Source organism: Burkholderia vietnamiensis LMG 10929 (assembly GCF_000959445.1).
Taxonomy (GTDB): domain Bacteria; phylum Pseudomonadota; class Gammaproteobacteria; order Burkholderiales; family Burkholderiaceae; genus Burkholderia; species Burkholderia vietnamiensis.
Genome location: NZ_CP009631.1, coordinates 305062 through 324936, shown reverse-complemented (window position 1 = coordinate 324936; position 19875 = coordinate 305062). Strand labels below are relative to the sequence as shown.

General features: G+C 61.3%; 11 protein-coding genes, 2 tRNA genes and 3 rRNA genes. 10 read left to right on the top strand and 6 right to left on the bottom strand.

All coding sequences use genetic code 11. The features are described 5' to 3' along the window. Positions 1-154: 154 nt before the first annotated feature. The 5 genes from paaK to paaN form a co-directional block, all read right to left on the bottom strand. The gene (gene paaK / locus AK36_RS11420; RefSeq protein WP_045578553.1) at positions 155-1453 is read right to left on the bottom strand and encodes a phenylacetate--CoA ligase PaaK; all 1299 of its coding nucleotides are present in this window, start codon (positions 1451-1453) and stop codon (positions 155-157) included. Between the two features lie 38 nt (positions 1454-1491). Continuing rightward, positions 1492-1944 (bottom strand): hydroxyphenylacetyl-CoA thioesterase PaaI, encoded by a 453-nt coding sequence (gene paaI, locus AK36_RS11415; RefSeq protein WP_045578552.1) that lies wholly within the window; start codon positions 1942-1944, stop codon positions 1492-1494. 1 nt (position 1945) lies between these two features. Beyond that, entirely contained in the window at positions 1946-2737 is a 792-nt protein-coding gene (gene paaG / locus AK36_RS11410) for a 2-(1,2-epoxy-1,2-dihydrophenyl)acetyl-CoA isomerase PaaG (RefSeq protein WP_045578551.1), read from the bottom strand. Between the two features lie 45 nt (positions 2738-2782). After that, the gene (gene pcaF / locus AK36_RS11405) at positions 2783-3985 is read right to left on the bottom strand and encodes a 3-oxoadipyl-CoA thiolase (RefSeq protein ID WP_011883162.1); all 1203 of its coding nucleotides are present in this window, start codon (positions 3983-3985) and stop codon (positions 2783-2785) included. A gap of 96 nt (positions 3986-4081) precedes the next feature. Then, positions 4082-5788, bottom strand: a complete 1707-nt coding sequence (gene paaN / locus AK36_RS11400; protein ID WP_011883163.1) for a phenylacetic acid degradation protein PaaN — start codon at positions 5786-5788, stop codon at positions 4082-4084. A gap of 129 nt (positions 5789-5917) precedes the next feature. Between paaN and AK36_RS11395 the strand changes: the two genes are divergently transcribed. From AK36_RS11395 to AK36_RS11360, 8 genes are all read left to right on the top strand, one after another. Then, positions 5918-6694 carry an enoyl-CoA hydratase gene (locus tag AK36_RS11395; protein ID WP_011883164.1) on the top strand — a complete coding sequence of 259 codons (777 nt, stop codon included), beginning with the start codon at positions 5918-5920 and terminating at the stop codon, positions 6692-6694. Positions 6695-7254: 560 nt separating this feature from the next. Further along, positions 7255-8787 (top strand): 16S ribosomal RNA (locus AK36_RS11390). Between the two features lie 63 nt (positions 8788-8850). Further along, positions 8851-8927, top strand: a tRNA-Ile gene (locus AK36_RS11385). Between the two features lie 38 nt (positions 8928-8965). Next, positions 8966-9041: transfer RNA gene (locus AK36_RS11380), tRNA-Ala, on the top strand. A 285-nt stretch (positions 9042-9326) separates the two neighbouring features. Further along, positions 9327-12208, top strand: a 23S ribosomal RNA gene (locus tag AK36_RS11375). 155 nt (positions 12209-12363) lie between these two features. After that, positions 12364-12476, top strand: a 5S ribosomal RNA gene (gene rrf / locus AK36_RS11370). Together the 16S, 23S and 5S rRNA genes with 2 tRNA genes alongside form the textbook arrangement of a ribosomal RNA operon. Before the next feature lie 263 nt (positions 12477-12739). Next, entirely contained in the window at positions 12740-14815 is a 2076-nt protein-coding gene (locus AK36_RS11365) for a molybdopterin-containing oxidoreductase family protein (protein WP_011883165.1), read from the top strand. A 136-nt stretch (positions 14816-14951) separates the two neighbouring features. Continuing rightward, positions 14952-16625 carry a long-chain fatty acid--CoA ligase gene (locus AK36_RS11360; RefSeq protein ID WP_014722384.1) on the top strand — a complete coding sequence of 558 codons (1674 nt, stop codon included), beginning with the start codon at positions 14952-14954 and terminating at the stop codon, positions 16623-16625. A 357-nt stretch (positions 16626-16982) separates the two neighbouring features. Here the strand turns inward: AK36_RS11360 and AK36_RS11355 are convergent, their stop codons facing one another. After that, positions 16983-18152: a porin gene (locus tag AK36_RS11355; protein ID WP_011883167.1), complete on the bottom strand. Its 1170-nt coding sequence runs from the start codon at positions 18150-18152 to the stop codon at positions 16983-16985. 278 nt (positions 18153-18430) lie between these two features. On the opposite strand from AK36_RS11355, the gene coq7 reads away from it, so the two are divergent. Together coq7 and mraZ are read left to right on the top strand one after the other, a co-directional pair. Next, complete coding sequence (coq7, locus tag AK36_RS11350) at positions 18431-19057, top strand: 2-polyprenyl-3-methyl-6-methoxy-1,4-benzoquinone monooxygenase (protein ID WP_014722385.1); 627 nt, start codon at positions 18431-18433, stop codon at positions 19055-19057. 387 nt (positions 19058-19444) lie between these two features. Beyond that, on the top strand, positions 19445-19873 hold the full coding sequence (gene mraZ, locus AK36_RS11345) for a division/cell wall cluster transcriptional repressor MraZ (RefSeq protein ID WP_006400450.1): 429 nt from the start codon (positions 19445-19447) through the stop codon (positions 19871-19873). Positions 19874-19875 lie beyond the last annotated feature (2 nt).

The following is a 19875-nucleotide window of genomic DNA, read 5'->3' as shown; positions in this document are numbered from 1 at the left end:
CGACACGGCCTCGAATTGCTGCACCCCAAAGGCTGGATCGTCGATCCGGCCTTTGGGGTGTTTTTCATCGCGGAACGTGGCGAGCGGGCTGGGCTGCGGCGAGCGGCGCCGGCATCCGTGCGCGCGCGGCCCGTCACGAAGCCGCGCTGCGGGTTCAGCCCTTGCGCTTGTCGATCACGCGTCGGGCCTTGCCGACCGAGCGCTCGATCCCGTTGACCGGCAGCACGTTGATGACCGCGGTCACGCCGATCAGCGACTTGATGTCGTGCGCGAGCGCGTGGCTCGCCGCGCGGATCGCCGCGGTGTCGGGAGCCGTCTCCGGGCACGGCTCGACGTTCAGCGTCAGCACGTCGAGCGGGCCTTCCTTCGTCAGCACGATCTGGTAGTGCGGCGCGAGCGCGCGCTGTTTCAGCAGCTGCTCTTCGATCTGCGTCGGGAACACGTTCACGCCGCGCACGATCATCATGTCGTCCGAGCGGCCGGTGATTTTTTCCATCCGGCGCATCGTGCGTGCGGAGCCGGGCAGCAGGCGCGTGAGGTCGCGCGTCCGGTAGCGGATGATCGGCAGCGCTTCCTTCGTCAGCGACGTGAACACCAGCTCGCCCAGTTCGCCGTCCGGCAGCACCGCGCCGGTGTCCGGATCGATGATTTCCGGATAGAAATGGTCTTCCCAGATGGTCGGGCCGTCCTTGGTCTCCACGCATTCCGACGCGACGCCCGGGCCCATCACCTCGGACAGCCCGTAGATATCGACCGCGTCGATGCCCATGCGCTGCTCGATGGCCGTGCGCATGTCGTTGGTCCACGGTTCCGCGCCGAAGATGCCGATGCGCAGCGAGCTCTGCGCGGGATCGAGGCCCTGGCGCTCGATCTCGTCGGCGATCGACAGCATGTAGCTCGGCGTCACCATGATGATGTCGGGCCGAAAGTCCTGGATCAGCTGCACCTGCTTTTCGGTCTGCCCGCCGCCGAACGGAATCACCGTGAGGCCCGCGCGTTCGGCGCCGTAATGCGCGCCGAGGCCGCCGGTGAACAGGCCGTAGCCGTAGCTGACGTGGACCTTGTCGCCGCGGCGGGCGCCGGCCGCGCGGATCGAGCGCGCGACGAGATCGGCCCACGTATCGATGTCGCGCGCGGTATAGCCGACGACGGTCGGCTTGCCGGTCGTGCCCGACGACGCGTGAATGCGCGAGATCTGGTCTTGCGGCACCGCGAACATCCCGAACGGATAGCTGTCGCGCAGGTCGCTCTTGGTCGTGAACGGGAAGCGCACCAGATCGGCGAGCGTTTTCAGATCGTCCGGATGAACGCCCGCTTCGTCGAACTTGCTGCGATAGACCGGGGAATTTTCGTAGGCGTGCCGAAGCGACCATTTCAGGCGGTCGAGCTGCAGCGCAGTCAGTTCGTCGCGTGAGGCGGTCTCGATCGGCTCGAGCGGTAGCGCGGTAGTCATGCGTGTCTCCAGTGTTTGTTATGTGCGAGCCGCGGGCGTCAGCGATCTTCAGGCAGCACCGTGCCCTTGATTTGCGCCGACTTGCCGCGAAACATCGCGACGGTCTCGCCGGCCTGATTCATGACGCGCACGTCGTAGATGCCGTGCCGGCCGCTGCGCGTCTGCTCGGTTGCCTCGGCCGTCAGCACGTCGTTGCCGTGGACCGGCCGCAGGTACTCGATCGAGCAGCCGGCCGCAACGGTATTCAGGTTGTACGAATTGCATGCGAACGCGAACGTCGAGTCGGCGAGCGTGAAGATGATGCCGCCGTGGCAGGTCTGATGCCCGTTCAGGAATTCCGGCCGCACGCGCATGTGCAGACGTGCGTAGCCGGCGCGCACCTCGGCGATTTCCATGCCGAACGCACGGCTGCAGGCGTCCGTCTCGTACATGGCCTGCGCAGTCGCGCGCGCGAGCGCATCGGGGTCGAGTGGGTGAAGGGCGGCTGTCATGTCAACGCCCCTCGAAGCGCGGCGCGCGCTTCTCGATGAACGCCTTGACGCCTTCCGAATAGTCGTACGACTGGCCGAGCTTGCGCTGCAGGTCGCGCTCGACGTCGAGTTGCTGGTCGAGCGTGTTGCTGATGCTGTCGCGCATCGATTGCTTGATCGATGCGATCGCGAGCGTCGGCTGCTGGGCGAGCTGGTTAGCGACCTGACGGACCGACGCGGCAAGCGTATCGTCGTCGACCGCGCGCCAGATCAAGCCCCATTGCTCGGCCTGCTCGGCGCCGAGTTTGTCGCCTGTCAGTGCCAATCCGAGCGCGCGCGCCATGCCGATGCGCTGCGGCAGGAACCACGTGCCGCCCGAGTCGGGCACGAGGCCGATCTTCACGAACGCCTGGATGAAGCTGCTCGAGCGGGCGGCGAACACCAGGTCGCACGCGAGCGCCAGGTTCGCGCCCGCGCCGGCGGCCGTGCCGTTCACGGCCGCGATGACCGGAATCGGCATGCGCTGCAGGCGACGGATCAGCGGATTGAAATGCTCGTCGATCAGCGCGCCCAGATCGGTCGAAGCGCCGGGCGTGAAGTCGAGATCGGCAAGGTCCTGGCCCGCGCAGAAGCCGCGGCCCGCGCCGGTCAGGATCAGCGCGCGGGCGCCGGCTTTCTCGACCTCATCGAGCGCGGCCTGCAATTCGCGATGCATCGCGCGCGTGAAGCTGTTCAGCTTGTCCGGACGGTTGAGGGTGACCGTGGCCACGTTCGCGGCCCGATCGAACTCCAGCTGGATCGCGTCATATGACATGCAGTGTCTCCTTCATGACTTCGTTATAGGCGCGCGGCGAGCCGGTTACACGCGTTCGATCGCGATCGCGATGCCCTGGCCGACGCCGATGCACATCGTGCAGAGCGCGAAGCGGCCGCCGATGCGCTCCAGTTGATGAAGCGCGGTGGTCACCAGCCGGGCGCCCGATGCGCCGAGCGGATGGCCGAGCGCGATCGCACCGCCGTTCGGGTTCACGCGCGGATCGTCGTCGGCGACCCCGAGCATGCGCAGCACCGCAAGACCTTGCGACGCGAATGCTTCGTTCAGTTCGATCACGTCGAACTGGTCGATCGACATGCCGAGCTGACGCAACAGCTTCTGCGTCGCGGGCGCCGGACCGATCCCCATCACGCGCGGCTCGACGCCGGCCGTCGCCATGCCGACGACGCGTGCGCGGCGGCGCAGCCCGTATTGATCGGCGGCCTGCGCGTTGGCGAGCAGCAGCGCGCAGGCGCCGTCGTTGACGCCGGACGCGTTGCCGGCCGTCACCGAGCCGTCGGGACGGACGACGCCCTTGAGCTTGGCAAGCGCGTCGAGCGACGTTTCGCGCGGGTGCTCGTCCCGTGACACGACGACGGCGTCGCCCTTCTTCTGCGGAATCGTCACCGCGACTATTTCCGCCGCGAGCGTGCCGTCCTGCTGCGCACGCGCGGCCTTCTGCTGGCTGCGCAACGCGAACAGATCCTGGTCGGCGCGGCTGATGTCGTAATCGACCGCGACGTTCTCGGCCGTCTCCGGCATCGAATCGACGCCGTATCGCTGCTTCATCAGCGGATTGACGAAACGCCAGCCGATCGTCGTGTCGAATATGTCGGCCTGGCGGGCGAACGCGCTGGCGGCCTTGCCTATCACGAACGGCGCGCGCGTCATGCTTTCGACGCCGCCCGCGATCATCAGGCGCGCCTCGCCGGCCTTGATCGCGCGCGCGGCCGTGCCGACGGCGTCCATGCCGGAGCCGCACAGCCGGTTCAGCGTCGTGCCGGGCACGGCGCTCGGCAGGCCGGCGAGCAGCGCCGACATGCGCGCGACGTTGCGGTTGTCTTCGCCGGCCTGGTTCGCGCAACCGTAGATCACGTCGTCGAGCGCGGTCCAGTCGACGTCGCGGTTACGTTCGATCAGCGCGCTGATCGGCACCGCGCCGAGATCGTCGGCTCGAACGTCTTTCAGGGCGCCGCCGTAGCGGCCGATGGGGGTGCGAATCGCGTCGCAGATGTAGGCGTCGGTCATGGGAGTGTCGGGCGTGTCGATGTGCAACGAACCCGCCGGTTGGCGGATTCGTTCATGGTAGAGAACGTGGCCGAATTTGCACCTCGGCCGTTCGGCTTATGCCGTATGGCCAGCTTCCGCGGGCGCCGCCTTCGGTGCAACATGCACTCGGCTTTGCACGACGCGGAACCGGTTGGCGACGAACGCCGGGTCGGCCAGTGCCGCGTTGGCGGCCGGGTTCGCGCCGGTGCCGTGGAAGTCCGAGAACGCGGCCGACTGGTTGACGAATACGCCGCCCGTCAGGTTGATCGACAGCGCGACGCCGCCGCGAATCGCCGCTTCGTGCGCAGCGTCGAGCACGTTGGCGTCGGTGCTGTAGACGGACAGCGTCAGCGCGCCGTGTTGGGCAGCGATCTCGCCGGCGAGATCGAGCGACTGCGCGGTCGAGTCGGTCGCGATCACGAACGAGATCGGGCCGAACCACTCCTGCGTGAACTTCGCGCGGTCAGCCACGTCGAGGTGCATCACGAGCGGCGTGCGCACGCGAGCGTTGGCGAAGGTGGGATGCACGAGCGTCTGGCTGTCGGCGAGCACGCGGCCGAGCTTGCGGGCGTCGTCGATGCGCGCGCTCACGCCTTCGTTCTGGATCGCGCCGATCAGCTCGACGGAGCGTGCAGCGTCGCCGGTCAGCTTCTGCACGGCGCCGGCGATGGCCTGGGCGACGTCGTCGAAGCTCGCATGGCCATCCGCGGTCTGGATGCCGTCGCGCGGTACGTAGATGTTTTGCGGCGCCGTGCACATCTGGCCGGAGTACAGCGCCAGCGAGAACGCGATGTTCTTGGCCGCGGCCTTGAGGTCGTCGGTCGAGTCGATCACGATCTGGTTGACGCCGGCTTTCTCCGTGTACACCTGCGCCTGGTGAGCATGGCGTTCGAGCCACGTGCCGTTCTGCGTACTGCCGGTGAAGTCGATCAGCTTGATTTCGGGGCGCAGCGCGAGGTCCTGCACGAGCGCGCCGTCGTTCGGCTCGGTCGCGAGCAGCGTGACGACATTCGGATCGAAGCCGGCTTCGCGCAACACGTCGCGGGCGATGCGGACCGTGATCGCGAGCGGCAGGATCGCGCCCGGGTGCGGCTTGACGATCACCGTGTTGCCGGTGGCGAGGTCGGCGAACAGGCCGGGGTAGCCATTCCAGGTCGGGAACGTGCAGCAGCCGAGCACGAGGCCGGTGCCGCGCGGGACGATCGTATAGCGCTTGTGCATCGCGAGCGGCGGGTTCTTGCCCTGCGGCTTTTCCCAATGCGCATCGGCGGGGATGCGGCGCAGCTCGTCCCAGGCATAGGCGACCGCTTCGAGCGCGCGATCCTGCGCGTGCGGGCCGCCGGCCTGGAATGCCATCATGAAGGCTTGGCCCGTCGTATGCATCACGCTGTAGGCGATCTCGAAGCTCGCGCGATTCAGCCGTGCCAGGATTTCGAGGCTGACGCCGATCCATGCGCTCGCGCCGGCTTCACGCCATTGACGTTGGGCCGCGGCTGCCGCGGCGATCAACTCGTCGGGCGTCGATTTTGGATAGCGGATGTCGAGCGGGATCCCGTATGGCGACTGCTCCGCGCCGACGGTCCCGCCGGACGCCGGCTGGTCGAGCTCGAACACGCTGCCGAGATGCGCTTTGAACGCGGCTTCGCCATCGGCGTTCGCGCTTTCCCCGTACACTTTGGGACTCGGCATTTCCGCAAACGGGCTCCAGTACCCGCGGCTCTCGATGGCGGCGAGGGCGTGTTTCAGCGTGTCTTCGTGCTTCGTGAACAGTGCATGGGTCATGACGGCAGCCTGATGGACAGTGAGAAGGGTTGGATCGATTAATTAACCGACCGGTTGGTCGGAGAATGTTAGCATCAAACTATTCGCGTGTGCGAGGCGTTTCTCATTTCATTGATCGAGGAGAAATAGATGTCTTACGAGAACATCCTGGTGGAGACCCGAGGGCGAGTCGGATTGATCACGCTCAACCGTCCGAAGGCGCTCAATGCGCTGAACGATGCGTTGATGGATGAGTTGGGTGCGGCGCTGAAGGCGTTCGACGCAGACGACGAAATCGGCGCGATCGTCGTGACGGGCAGCGAGAAGGCGTTCGCGGCCGGCGCCGACATCGGCATGATGGCCACCTATTCGTATATGGATGTGTACCGCGGCGACTACATCACGCGTAACTGGGAGACCGTCCGCGAGATCCGCAAGCCGATCATTGCGGCCGTGGCGGGGTTTGCGCTCGGTGGCGGCTGCGAACTCGCGATGATGTGCGACATCATCTTCGCGGCCGATACGGCCAAGTTCGGCCAGCCGGAGATCAAGCTGGGCGTGATGCCTGGCGCCGGCGGCACGCAGCGTCTGCCGCGCGCGGTCTCGAAGGCGAAGGCCATGGACATGTGCCTGACTGCACGTTTCATGGATGCGGCCGAAGCCGAGCGCGCCGGGCTCGTGTCGCGTGTGCTGCCGGCCGACAAACTCCTCGACGAAGCGGTTGCGGCTGCGACGACGATCGCCGAGTTTTCGCTGCCGGCAGTCATGATGGTGAAGGAGTCGGTGAATCGCGCGTACGAGACAACGCTGGCCGAGGGCGTCCACTTCGAGCGCCGCCTGTTCCATTCGCTGTTTGCGACGGAAGATCAGAAGGAAGGGATGGCGGCATTCGTCGAGAAGCGGAAGCCGGTATTCAAGAACCGCTGACTCGGGCGACGGCAGCGCCACGCGCTGCCTAACGAACGCAATCAGCGGTATCCGACGTGTCGGACCTGAAGCCCCGCACGCGGCAGCGTGCGGGGCTTTTTCAAAATATTTTCACAAAAGGGGTTGCATTGCGAGGGGCGGGTGCATAGAATCACGCCTCTTTCGCGCTACCGGAAACGCGGCGCGGGAGAAGAAGGGAAGCGGTGCGGTTGGGGTGGTTGTAGTGACCCGAACGCACACGAAGCTGAACCCCTCACCGTCACAACGAAGCAGTTCAAAAAGTTGTTGACGAGTGAAGAAAGACGGTTCATAATCTCGCTTCTCTGCTGCTGAAAACGCAGCGCTGCTGAGAAACACGAAGTTCCTCGCAGAAATGCTCTTTAAAAATTAACAGCCGATAAGTGTGGGCGCTTGATGGAAGCGGGCTGATCTTCGGATCAGAAAGCGAAAGTATCAAGAGTCTCACACTAAAGTAAGTCAGGTTTATGAAGAGATTCATATACCTGTCAGCTTTGAGTGAGCGACCGGTTCTTAACGGAACCGAAAACAGTAACAGGTTTAAACTGAAGAGTTTGATCCTGGCTCAGATTGAACGCTGGCGGCATGCCTTACACATGCAAGTCGAACGGCAGCACGGGTGCTTGCACCTGGTGGCGAGTGGCGAACGGGTGAGTAATACATCGGAACATGTCCTGTAGTGGGGGATAGCCCGGCGAAAGCCGGATTAATACCGCATACGATCTATGGATGAAAGCGGGGGACCTTCGGGCCTCGCGCTATAGGGTTGGCCGATGGCTGATTAGCTAGTTGGTGGGGTAAAGGCCTACCAAGGCGACGATCAGTAGCTGGTCTGAGAGGACGACCAGCCACACTGGGACTGAGACACGGCCCAGACTCCTACGGGAGGCAGCAGTGGGGAATTTTGGACAATGGGCGAAAGCCTGATCCAGCAATGCCGCGTGTGTGAAGAAGGCCTTCGGGTTGTAAAGCACTTTTGTCCGGAAAGAAATCCTTGGCTCTAATACAGTCGGGGGATGACGGTACCGGAAGAATAAGCACCGGCTAACTACGTGCCAGCAGCCGCGGTAATACGTAGGGTGCAAGCGTTAATCGGAATTACTGGGCGTAAAGCGTGCGCAGGCGGTTTGCTAAGACCGATGTGAAATCCCCGGGCTCAACCTGGGAACTGCATTGGTGACTGGCAGGCTAGAGTATGGCAGAGGGGGGTAGAATTCCACGTGTAGCAGTGAAATGCGTAGAGATGTGGAGGAATACCGATGGCGAAGGCAGCCCCCTGGGCCAATACTGACGCTCATGCACGAAAGCGTGGGGAGCAAACAGGATTAGATACCCTGGTAGTCCACGCCCTAAACGATGTCAACTAGTTGTTGGGGATTCATTTCCTTAGTAACGTAGCTAACGCGTGAAGTTGACCGCCTGGGGAGTACGGTCGCAAGATTAAAACTCAAAGGAATTGACGGGGACCCGCACAAGCGGTGGATGATGTGGATTAATTCGATGCAACGCGAAAAACCTTACCTACCCTTGACATGGTCGGAATCCTGAAGAGATTCGGGAGTGCTCGAAAGAGAACCGGCGCACAGGTGCTGCATGGCTGTCGTCAGCTCGTGTCGTGAGATGTTGGGTTAAGTCCCGCAACGAGCGCAACCCTTGTCCTTAGTTGCTACGCAAGAGCACTCTAAGGAGACTGCCGGTGACAAACCGGAGGAAGGTGGGGATGACGTCAAGTCCTCATGGCCCTTATGGGTAGGGCTTCACACGTCATACAATGGTCGGAACAGAGGGTTGCCAACCCGCGAGGGGGAGCTAATCCCAGAAAACCGATCGTAGTCCGGATTGCACTCTGCAACTCGAGTGCATGAAGCTGGAATCGCTAGTAATCGCGGATCAGCATGCCGCGGTGAATACGTTCCCGGGTCTTGTACACACCGCCCGTCACACCATGGGAGTGGGTTTTACCAGAAGTGGCTAGTCTAACCGCAAGGAGGACGGTCACCACGGTAGGATTCATGACTGGGGTGAAGTCGTAACAAGGTAGCCGTATCGGAAGGTGCGGCTGGATCACCTCCTTTCCAGAGCTTCTCGCAAAGTTGAGCGCTCACGCTTATCGGCTGTAAATTTAAAGACAGACTCAGGGGTCTGTAGCTCAGTCGGTTAGAGCACCGTCTTGATAAGGCGGGGGTCGTTGGTTCGAATCCAACCAGACCCACCATTTGTCTGGCGGTAACACCCTGAGGCATCTGTACTCATGGGGGCATAGCTCAGCTGGGAGAGCACCTGCTTTGCAAGCAGGGGGTCGTCGGTTCGATCCCGTCTGCCTCCACCAATCCTCAATGACAAGCGTTCGACGCGTCGAGCTTTTGTCATTGGCGATTGAGCCAGTCAGAGTGATATGAGTAACACCATATCGGCTGTCGTTCTTTAACAATCTGGAAGAAGTAAGTAATTTGGATAGTGGAAGCGTCTTGAGATGGACGTGAAAACTATCCGGGTTGTGATTGTATCGATGTATCTCAAGATGATTCGAACTTCATGTTCGGCTCTAATTGGAATACGGCACAACGCGAGAACTCAACCTGTAGCGACTGTCGATGAGACAGACTCGTTATAGGGTCAAGCGAACAAGTGCATGTGGTGGATGCCTTGGCGATCACAGGCGATGAAGGACGCGGTAGCCTGCGAAAAGCTACGGGGAGCTGGCAAACGAGCTTTGATCCGTAGATGTCCGAATGGGGAAACCCGGCCCTTTTGGGTCATCCTGGACTGAATACATAGGTCCAGAGAAGCGAACGCGGTGAACTGAAACATCTAAGTAACCGCAGGAAAAGAAATCAACCGAGATTCCCAAAGTAGTGGCGAGCGAAATGGGATGAGCCTTGCACTCTTTATTTGTATTGTTAGCCGAACGCTCTGGAAAGTGCGGCCATAGCAGGTGATAGCCCTGTAGGCGAAAACAGTATGAAAGAACTAGGTGTGCGACAAGTAGGGCGGGACACGTGAAATCCTGTCTGAAGATGGGGGGACCATCCTCCAAGGCTAAATACTCGTGATCGACCGATAGTGAACCAGTACCGTGAGGGAAAGGCGAAAAGAACCCCGGGAGGGGAGTGAAATAGATCCTGAAACCGCATGCATACAAACAGTCGGAGCCTCGTAAGGGGTGACGGCGTACCTTTTGTATAATGGGTCAGCGACTTACGTTCAGTAGCAAGCTTAACCGTATAGGGCAGGCGTAGCGAAAGCGAGTCCGAATAGGGCGTTCAGTTGCTGGGCGTAGACCCGAAACCAGGTGATCTATCCATGGCCAGGATGAAGGTGCGGTAACACGTACTGGAGGTCCGAACCCACTAACGTTGAAAAGTTAGGGGATGAGCTGTGGATAGGGGTGAAAGGCTAAACAAACCTGGAAATAGCTGGTTCTCTCCGAAAACTATTTAGGTAGTGCCTCGTGTCTCACCTTCGGGGGTAGAGCACTGTCATGGTTGGGGGGTCTATTGCAGATTACCCCGCCATAGCAAACTCCGAATACCGAAGAGTGCAATCACGGGAGACAGACATCGGGTGCTAACGTCCGGTGTCAAGAGGGAAACAACCCAGACCGCCAGCTAAGGTCCCCAAATATAGCTAAGTGGGAAACGAAGTGGGAAGGCTAAAACAGTCAGGAGGTTGGCTTAGAAGCAGCCACCCTTTAAAGAAAGCGTAATAGCTCACTGATCGAGTCGTCCTGCGCGGAAGATGTAACGGGGCTAAGCTATATACCGAAGCTGCGGATGCGTGCTTTGCACGCATGGTAGGAGAGCGTTCCGTAAGCCTGCGAAGGTGCCTTGTAAAGGGTGCTGGAGGTATCGGAAGTGCGAATGCTGACATGAGTAGCGATAAAGGGGGTGAAAGGCCCCCTCGCCGTAAGCCCAAGGTTTCCTACGCAACGTTCATCGGCGTAGGGTGAGTCGGCCCCTAAGGCGAGGCAGAAATGCGTAGCTGATGGGAAGCAGGTCAATATTCCTGCACCATTGTTAGATGCGATGGGGGGACGGATCGCGGAAGGTTGTCCGGGTGTTGGAAGTCCCGGTCGCTGCATTGGAGAAGGCACTTAGGCAAATCCGGGTGCGCAATTCAAGGGTGTGGCGCGAGCTCCTTCGGGAGCGAAGCAATTGGAAGTGGTTCCAAGAAAAGCCTCTAAGCTTCAGTCTAACGATGACCGTACCGCAAACCGACACAGGTGGGCGAGATGAGTATTCTAAGGCGCTTGAGAGAACTCGGGAGAAGGAACTCGGCAAATTGGTACCGTAACTTCGGGATAAGGTACGCCCTTGTAGCTTGACTGGCCTGCGCCAGGAGGGTGAAGGGGTTGCAATAAACTGGTGGCTGCGACTGTTTAATAAAAACACAGCACTCTGCAAACACGAAAGTGGACGTATAGGGTGTGACGCCTGCCCGGTGCCGGAAGATTAAATGATGGGGTGCAAGCTCTTGATTGAAGTCCCGGTAAACGGCGGCCGTAACTATAACGGTCCTAAGGTAGCGAAATTCCTTGTCGGGTAAGTTCCGACCTGCACGAATGGCGTAACGATGGCCACACTGTCTCCTCCCGAGACTCAGCGAAGTTGAAGTGTTTGTGATGATGCAATCTACCCGCGGCTAGACGGAAAGACCCCATGAACCTTTACTGTAGCTTTGCATTGGACTTTGAACCGATCTGTGTAGGATAGGTGGGAGGCTATGAAACCGGAACGCTAGTTTCGGTGGAGCCGTCCTTGAAATACCACCCTGGTTTGTTTGAGGTTCTAACCTTGGCCCGTGATCCGGGTCGGGGACAGTGCATGGTAGGCAGTTTGACTGGGGCGGTCTCCTCCCAAAGCGTAACGGAGGAGTACGAAGGTACGCTAGGTACGGTCGGAAATCGTGCTGATAGTGCAATGGCATAAGCGTGCTTAACTGCGAGACCGACAAGTCGAGCAGGTGCGAAAGCAGGTCATAGTGATCCGGTGGTTCTGTATGGAAGGGCCATCGCTCAACGGATAAAAGGTACTCTGGGGATAACAGGCTGATACCGCCCAAGAGTTCATATCGACGGCGGTGTTTGGCACCTCGATGTCGGCTCATCTCATCCTGGGGCTGTAGCCGGTCCCAAGGGTATGGCTGTTCGCCATTTAAAGAGGTACGTGAGCTGGGTTTAAAACGTCGTGAGACAGTTTGGTCCCTATCTGCCGTGGGCGTTGGATATTTGAAGGGGGCTGCTCCTAGTACGAGAGGACCGGAGTGGACGAACCTCTGGTGTACCGGTTGTCACGCCAGTGGCATCGCCGGGTAGCTATGTTCGGAAGAGATAACCGCTGAAAGCATCTAAGCGGGAAACTCGCCTTAAGATGAGATATCCCTGGGGACTAGATCCCCTTGAAGGGTCGTTCGAGACCAGGACGTTGATAGGTCAGGTGTGTAAGCGCAGTAATGCGTTCAGCTAACTGATACTAATTGCCCGTAAGGCTTGATCCTATAACAAGTCTGCCTTGTAGATCGGCGCCGTGCGAAAGCACTGGTCGCGATCCAGAGCGACATGTTGGATTCTCGTGTGTGATACACACAACTCAAGATTACTGCTTCTTCCCAGATTGGTTCTGTTGGCCACGCCAGCAGAACAACCCTCTTTGCCTGATGACCATAGCGAGTCGGTCCCACCCCTTCCCATCCCGAACAGGACCGTGAAACGACTCTACGCCGATGATAGTGCGGATTCCCGTGTGAAAGTAGGTAATCGTCAGGCTCCCTAAGCCAAGAACCCCCGCCCGAAAGGCGGGGGTTTTTGCATTTGTGGCTCTGAAAATACGATCTCACCGCGACTAAAGCCATCATTTCAGTGGTGTAACGCCGTGTCTAGGTCGGTACCGAAGCCCTATCCCATACCAACAAAATTCCATCCCCCTTCCCGATTTCCGACGGACAATCAGGAAATTCGGATGAAGTGAAGCCTGATCAAGGGCGTCCACGTAGAATCTGCCAATCTCCCCCGATGCAGGATCCAGAACGATGAACGGAGCTACCCAGATAGCTCGGGCCGTTTGCCCGCACGATTGTCCCGACACATGCGCGATGCGCGTAACCGTCGAAAACGGCAAGGCAATCAAGGTCACCGGCGACCCCGAGCATCCGCCGACCCAAGGCGTGCTGTGCACGAAAGTCAGCCGATATGCCGATCGCGTTCATCATCCTGACCGTCTGACCGTTCCGCTCAAGCGCATCGGCGCGAAGGGGGAAGGGCGTTTTGCGCCGATCACCTGGAACGAAGCGTTCGACGAGATCGGCCGCCGCCTCGGCGAAATCGCCGCGCGCTCGCCGGAGTCGATCCTGCCGTACAGCTATGCGGGAACGATGGGCCTCGTGCAGGGCGAAGGCATTGCTCAACGGTTCTTCCACAAAATCGGCGCGTCGCGGCTCGAGCGCACAATCTGCGCGGCGGCCGGCACGGCAGGGCTGCGCTACACGTATGGCGGAAATATCGGCATGCACCTCGAACATTTCGAGGAAAGCGAGCTGATCCTCATCTGGGGCGCCAATCCAATTGCGTCGAGTCTGCATTTCTGGACACGCGCGCAGGAAGCCAAGCGTCGCGGGGCGCGCCTGGTCGCGATCGATCCGTATCGCTCGTTGACTGCGGAGAAGTGTCATCAGCACATCGCGCTGAAGCCGGGCACCGACGGCGCGTTCGCCTTGGGCATGATGAATGTGCTAATTACCGAGAACCTGCTCGATCACGACTACATCGCGCGCCATACGGTCGGCTTCGAGGCGCTGAAGGCGCGAGCGCTGTCCTATCCGCCCGAACGCGTCGCCCAAATTTGCGGGATCGACGCGTCGGAACTGATCGAGCTCGCGCGCCGCTACGGCGCGACGCGCAAGGCATCGATTCGCCTCAATTACGGCATGCAGCGCGTGCGCGGCGGCGGCAATGCAGTGCGTGCAATCGCATCCCTGCCCGCACTCACGGGCGCATGGCGCGATCGGGCCGGCGGGCTGTTGCTGTCGTCGTCGGAATTCGCGCCGATCGATCATGCCGCCTTGTTGCGCCCGGATCTCATCCCCGGCTGGCCGCACAAGTTGCCGCGCATCATCAACATGAACGCGATTGGCGACGCGTTGCTGCATCCGGGCGACGATGCCTTCGGGCCGAAGGTGGAAGCGGTGATCGTCTACAACTCGAACCCGGTGGCCGTCGCGCCGGACTCGTCGAAGGTAGCAGCGGGGTTCGCGCGCGAGGACCTGTTCACAGTCGTTCTGGAGCACTTCCAGACGGATACAGTCGATTTCGCCGACATTGTGCTGCCCGCGACGACGCAACTCGAGCATCTCGACATCCACAAATCGTATGGTCACACCTACGTGATGGCGAACCTGCCCGCGATCCCGCCGGTCGGCGAGGCGCGGCCGAACACGGAGATTTTCCGCGGCATCGCGCGCAGCATGGGGCTCGACGAGCCGGCGCTCTATCACAGCGACGAAGAAGTCGCTCAGGCGGCGCTCCGCTGGGACGACCCGACGCTCGATAGCGACTGGAACACCTTGAAGCACGCGGGCTGGGTGAAGCTCAAGCTCGCGGATGCGCCGTTTGCAAACGGCGGCTTCCGCACGCCGTCCGGAAAATGCGAGTTCCACAGCGCGCGACTCGAGCAAATGGGCCTGGATCCGGTGCCGGATTATCTGCCGCCGTACGAGTCGGCCGAGGCGTCGCCGGAACTGGCCGCGCGTTACCCGCTCGCGATGATTTCGCCGCCGGCCCGTCACTTCCTGAACAGCACGTTCGTCAACGTCGAGAGCCTGCGCAACACGGAAGGCGAGCCGCACCTCGACATCCATCCCGCGGACGCCGAGTCGCGCGGCATCGGCGATGGCGGCATGGTGCGAATCTTCAACGACCGCGGCTCGATGCAGGCCGTCGCGAGGGTCACGGATCGTGCGCGCGCGGGGCTGGTCGTGGGCTTGTCGATCTGGTGGAAGAAGTTGTCCGCGGACGGCCGAAACGCAAATGAAGTGACGAGTCAGGCGCTGACCGATCTCGGCAATTCGGCGACGTTTTACGATTGCCTGGTAGAAGTAGAACGGATTTGACCGAACATCGCGATATGATCTGACGAATTCAATCGAAAGTTGGAAGTGGGTATCTAACCCTGTTGTCTCGGGACGGGCGAGCCGCTACGATGCGTTTTAGCACGACCATTCGAAAATCAGTGAGGAGACGCGCGGCATGGAAAAAATTTGGCTGAAATCGTACCCACCCGGCGTTCCAGCCGAAATTGACGCGTCCCCCTACCCATCCATCCCGGATCTGCTCGACGAGAGCTTCCGCCAGTATCGTGATCGCAGCGCGTTCGTCTGCATGGGCAAGCGCATCACGTACGGCGAACTCGATGCGCTGTCGCGACATTTCGGCGCGTGGCTGCAGTCGCGCGGGCTGAAGCGCGGCGCGCGCGTCGCGTTGATGATGCCGAACGTGCTGCAATACCCGGTGGCGATCGTCGCGGTGCTTCGCGCCGGCTATACGGTCGTCAACGTCAACCCGCTCTATACGCCACGCGAGCTCGAGCATCAGCTGAAGGACAGCGGCGCAGAGGCGATCGTCATTCTCGAGAACTTCGCGTCGACGCTTCAGGCCGTGATCGCCAACACCGGGATCAAGCATGTCGTCGTCGCATCGATGGGCGACCTGCTGGGCATCAAGGGCTGGCTCGTCAACTATGTCGTGCGGCGCGTAAAGAAGATGGTGCCGCCGTGGCAATTGCCGTCGTATACGCGCTTCAACGCCGCGCTGTCGGAGGGCGCACGGCAGACCTTCAAACCGCCGAAGCTCGCGCCGGACGACGTCGCGTTCCTCCAGTACACGGGCGGCACCACCGGGGTCGCGAAGGGCGCGACGCTGCTGCACCGCAACATCGTGTCGAACGTGCTGCAAGCCGGCGCGTGGCACCATCCGGCGCATGAGAAATTCCCCGACGTGAAGCAGTTCATCACCGTCGTCGCGCTCCCGCTCTATCACGTGTTTGCGCTGACCGTCTGCGGGTTCCTGACCATGCGCACGGGCGGCATGGGCATCCTGATCCCGAACCCGCGCGACATCGGCGGCATGATCAAGGAGCTGAAGGGCTACCAGATCTCGACGATTCCGGCAGTCAACACGTTGTACAACGCGCTGCTGAACCATCCGGATTTCGGCCAGCTCGACCTGTCGAAGCTCGCGATCGCGAACGGCGGTGGGATGGCGATCCAGGAAGGCGTCGCGAAGCGCTGGTACGAAAAAACCCATACGGCGATCGTCGAAGGGTATGGCCTGTCGGAGACGTCGCCGGTGGCGACCTGCAACCCGGTGACGGCCACCGAATACAGCGGGACGATCGGTTTGCCGCTGCCGTCGACCGAGATTGCGATCCGCGACGATGCGGGCAACGACGTCGCGCTCGGCGAGCCGGGCGAGATCTGCATTCGCGGGCCGCAGGTGATGGCCGGCTACTGGAACCGTCCGGATGAAACGGCGAAGGTCATGTTTCCCGACGGCTTCTTCAAGACCGGCGACATCGGCGTGATGGACGCGCGCGGTTACGTGAAGATCGTCGACCGGAAGAAGGACATGATCCTCGTGTCCGGCTTCAACGTGTATCCGAACGAGGTCGAGGACGTGGTGGCGTCGCATCCGGGCGTGTTCGAGGTGGCGGCCGTCGGTGTACCGGACGAACACTCGGGCGAAGCGGTGAAGCTGTTCGTCGTGAAGAAGGACCCGGCGCTCACCGACAAGGACATCCTCGCGTACTGCAAGGAGCGGCTCACCGGCTACAAGCGGCCGAAGCTGGTCGAATTCCGCACGGAACTGCCGAAGACGAACGTCGGAAAGATCCTGCGGCGCGAACTGCGCGACGGCCGCGCGTAACGTCGACGTTCGAACCTGCGAGCCCGGCCTTGTGCCGGGCTTTTTAATTTTGGGCGGGCGACGCGTCGCGCTGCAGATATCGTCGGGACGTGGCCGTCGCCACGATGGTCGTTCGACCCCGAGGGCGGTGGCCGCCGGCGCGGCCGCGACCATTCCATGCACCCGCTTCGCTTCGAATGACAGGTGCCTAGCGAACGTCGGCGCCGTTCAGGCAGCGCTCACGTCGAACCGCGTCGCCGGCGCATAGCGCACGCAAGCGCTCGCGCCGCGCGCGCCACACGCCGACCGCGCCCAACCGAAAAAGAAAAAGGCGCCCGAAGGCGCCTTCAAGACACTGCGGCTTGTCAGGCAAGCTGATTAGAACTTGTGACGGATGCCGACGCGGGCTGCGACCTGGTTGCTGGTGCTCGACGCGTCGAGGCCGTTGATCGCGGCGGTTGCCTGAACGACGTTGCCCTTCGAATCGAGCACGTTGCCCGACGCGTGTTGATACACGCCGATCACGTAGACGTCGGTGCGCTTCGACAGGAAGTAGTCGACGCCCAGCGAGCCCTGGTGATACTTGGCCGCCGAGTTGCCGTCGATCTTGCTGCCTTGCGTGTAGTCGTACGCGGCGCCGAGGATCAACGCCGGGGTCAACTGGTACTTGAAGTTGAGTTCGCCGTTGTTGAACGTCGCGGTCTGGTTCGTGTATTGACCGGCCGAGAAGCCCTTGAACTTCGTATTCGAGTACGTCGCGCCGATCGTTGCCGCGCCGAACGTGTATGCACCGCCCGCGCCGATGACCTGGTACGTGTTCGCGCTGTTCGCGTACGTGCCGTAAACCGGCGAGGAGACGACCGGCTTGCCGCTTGCCGCCGGATCGGACGAGCCGGTGTTGAAGATGCCGCCGTAGTTCGCCGGCGTACGTGCGTTCAGGTAGCCGACGCCCAGGACCAGCGGGCCGTTGTTGTAGCCCGCGCCGAGCGACCAGACCTGATTCTTCGAGAACTGGCCGGCTTGGCCGCCGAAGCTGTACAAGCCGCCGAACGTGAAGCCGCCGTAGTTTGCGCTCGTGTACTTGACCGCGTTGTTCACACGGTAAGCGTTGTTGAAGTTGTCGAGGTCGCCCGGGTGAGCGGCGATGTAGCCGCCCCATTGGTCGCCTGCCTCGAGCGGGCCGACGAAGTCGACGACGGAGTCGTACTGGCGACCCAGCGTGACCGTGCCGTACTGGCTCGACAGGCCGACGTAAGCCTGACGACCGAACATCAGGCCGCCTTGACCGAGCTTGCCGGAGTTCACGTCGAAACCATTTTCGAGCACGAAGATCGCCTTCAGGCCGCCGCCCAGATCTTCGGTGCCGCGCAGGCCGAAGCGGCTGCCTTGCATCACGCCGCTGGCCAGACCGTACAGATGGCCGCCCTTCGCGTTGTTGTTGAAGATGAAGCCTTCATCGATGATGCCGTAAAGGGTCACGCTGCTTTGCGCATGGGCTGCGCCAGCGAACGCGCCCAGCGCGACGAGCGCGAGAAGCGACTTTTTCATTAACGGATCTCCAAGAATCACTGAATTTTTTTGGCGGGGCGGATAGTTATGTTGTGTCGACGAGCCCCTTCAACTTCGCAAGAAGTCGCTCGTAATGTAGCAAAGCCACTTTTTCCGACAAAGCGAAATGCCGTGGCTCAAGGTCGCCATGTTTCCTTTATGCAACAATGGTTAAAATCACGGGTTAACCGCAATTTCCGCTGAATAATCAAGTCGGTTACGCAGCGGAGCACGTGCCTTTTGCCGCCCGCGGCAGCACACGCAGACAGGAGAACAGGATGGTGTTGGACGAACTGATCAGCGAATTCGACCGTGGCCTCAGGTCGCTGACCGGCATTAGCCGGATGAGCCGGCCGGTGCCGGTGCCCGCGCAGCCGCCGGCTGCCGAACTGACGCCCGCGGAGCGCACGCACGCCGCCGGGCTGATGCGTGTGAACCACGTCGGCGAGGTTTGTGCGCAGGCGCTCTATCAGGCGCAGAAGTTCACCGCGCGCACCGCCTCCGCGAAGGCGATGTTCGAGGAAGCCGCGCGCGAGGAAGAGGACCATCTCGCATGGACCGCGCACCGCCTGAAGGAGCTCGACTCGCGCCCGAGCCTGTTGAATCCGCTCTGGTATGCGGGTGCGCTGGCGATCGGCGTGGCTGCCGGCACGCTCGGCGACAAGGTCAGCCTGGGCTTCATGGCCGAGACCGAGCGCCAGGTGGAGAATCACCTCGAAGGCCACCTGTCCGAGCTTCCGGCCGCGGACACCGCGTCGCGCGCGATCGTCGATCAGATGCGCATCGACGAGGTGAAGCACGGCAAGGCAGCGACCGATGCCGGCGGAGTGGAATTGCCGCTGCCTGCTCGGATGCTGATGCGCGCCGCCTCGAAAGTCATGACCAGCACTGCGTACTATCTGTGATCTTCGGGCCGGGGCCGCGCACGACGCGGCTCCGGTTCACCGCCGACGATACCGCCCGCTTTTTCCGCGTTTTCCCGCCCCCGAAAGCCCCGCCCGCACGCCAGTCTGGCCCGCCTTTCTCACGTATCACCTTCACAAGTTGCACTAGCCCATTCATTTATAACGATTTTTAGTTTGCAGGGCCGCATGAGCAACCGCGCGTAAGTCCTTGTTCTGAATAACAAAATTCGTCAAAAAAGCGGGCCGCTCCCTTGACCGTGCCAAACCCTTCCTCTAAAGTGGGAGACAGTGTGAGAAAGTGTATTTTTGTGTGATTTGGCGGGCCATTCGGGCTAAATTCTTGAGCGTTGGGCGGGTGCTTCGGTGCCCTGAACGGGAGAGCGGAACGTGTTCCAAGGGGCGTCGGCGCTGACGCTCGATGCGAAAGGCCGGATGTCGGTGCCGGCCCGCTATCGCGAAGCGCTGCAAGGACAGGCAGAAGGACGGGTGACTGTGACCAAGCACCCGGACGGCTGCCTGTTGCTGTTTCCGCGCCCGGAATGGGAAGTGTTTCGCGCCAAGATCGCCGCGCTGCCGATGGACGCCCATTGGTGGCGCCGTATTTTTCTCGGCAACGCGATGGACGTCGATCTCGACAGCGCGGGCCGGATTCTCGTATCGCCCGAGCTGCGAATGGCAGCCGGACTGGAAAAGGAAGTCATGTTGTTGGGAATGGGTAGTCACTTCGAGCTGTGGGATTCGCAGACCTACATCGCGAAGGAGCAGGCAGCGATGGCGCAGGGCATGCCCGACGCGCTGAAGAATTTCACGTTCTGATT

What these genes read in the sequence shown, in the direction of transcription:
- paaK (WP_045578553.1), bottom strand. Translation starts at nt 1,453, where the DNA reads ATGACTACCGCGCTACCGCTCGAGCCGATCGAGACCGCCTCACGCGAC.
- paaI (WP_045578552.1), bottom strand. Translation starts at nt 1,944, where the DNA reads ATGACAGCCGCCCTTCACCCACTCGACCCCGATGCGCTCGCGCGCGCG.
- paaG (WP_045578551.1), bottom strand. Translation starts at nt 2,737, where the DNA reads ATGTCATATGACGCGATCCAGCTGGAGTTCGATCGGGCCGCGAACGTG.
- pcaF (WP_011883162.1), bottom strand. Translation starts at nt 3,985, where the DNA reads ATGACCGACGCCTACATCTGCGACGCGATTCGCACCCCCATCGGCCGC.
- paaN (WP_011883163.1), bottom strand. Translation starts at nt 5,788, where the DNA reads ATGACCCATGCACTGTTCACGAAGCACGAAGACACGCTGAAACACGCC.
- AK36_RS11395 (WP_011883164.1), top strand. Translation starts at nt 5,918, where the DNA reads ATGTCTTACGAGAACATCCTGGTGGAGACCCGAGGGCGAGTCGGATTG.
- AK36_RS11365 (WP_011883165.1), top strand. Translation starts at nt 12,740, where the DNA reads ATGAACGGAGCTACCCAGATAGCTCGGGCCGTTTGCCCGCACGATTGT.
- AK36_RS11360 (WP_014722384.1), top strand. Translation starts at nt 14,952, where the DNA reads ATGGAAAAAATTTGGCTGAAATCGTACCCACCCGGCGTTCCAGCCGAA.
- AK36_RS11355 (WP_011883167.1), bottom strand. Translation starts at nt 18,152, where the DNA reads ATGAAAAAGTCGCTTCTCGCGCTCGTCGCGCTGGGCGCGTTCGCTGGC.
- coq7 (WP_014722385.1), top strand. Translation starts at nt 18,431, where the DNA reads ATGGTGTTGGACGAACTGATCAGCGAATTCGACCGTGGCCTCAGGTCG.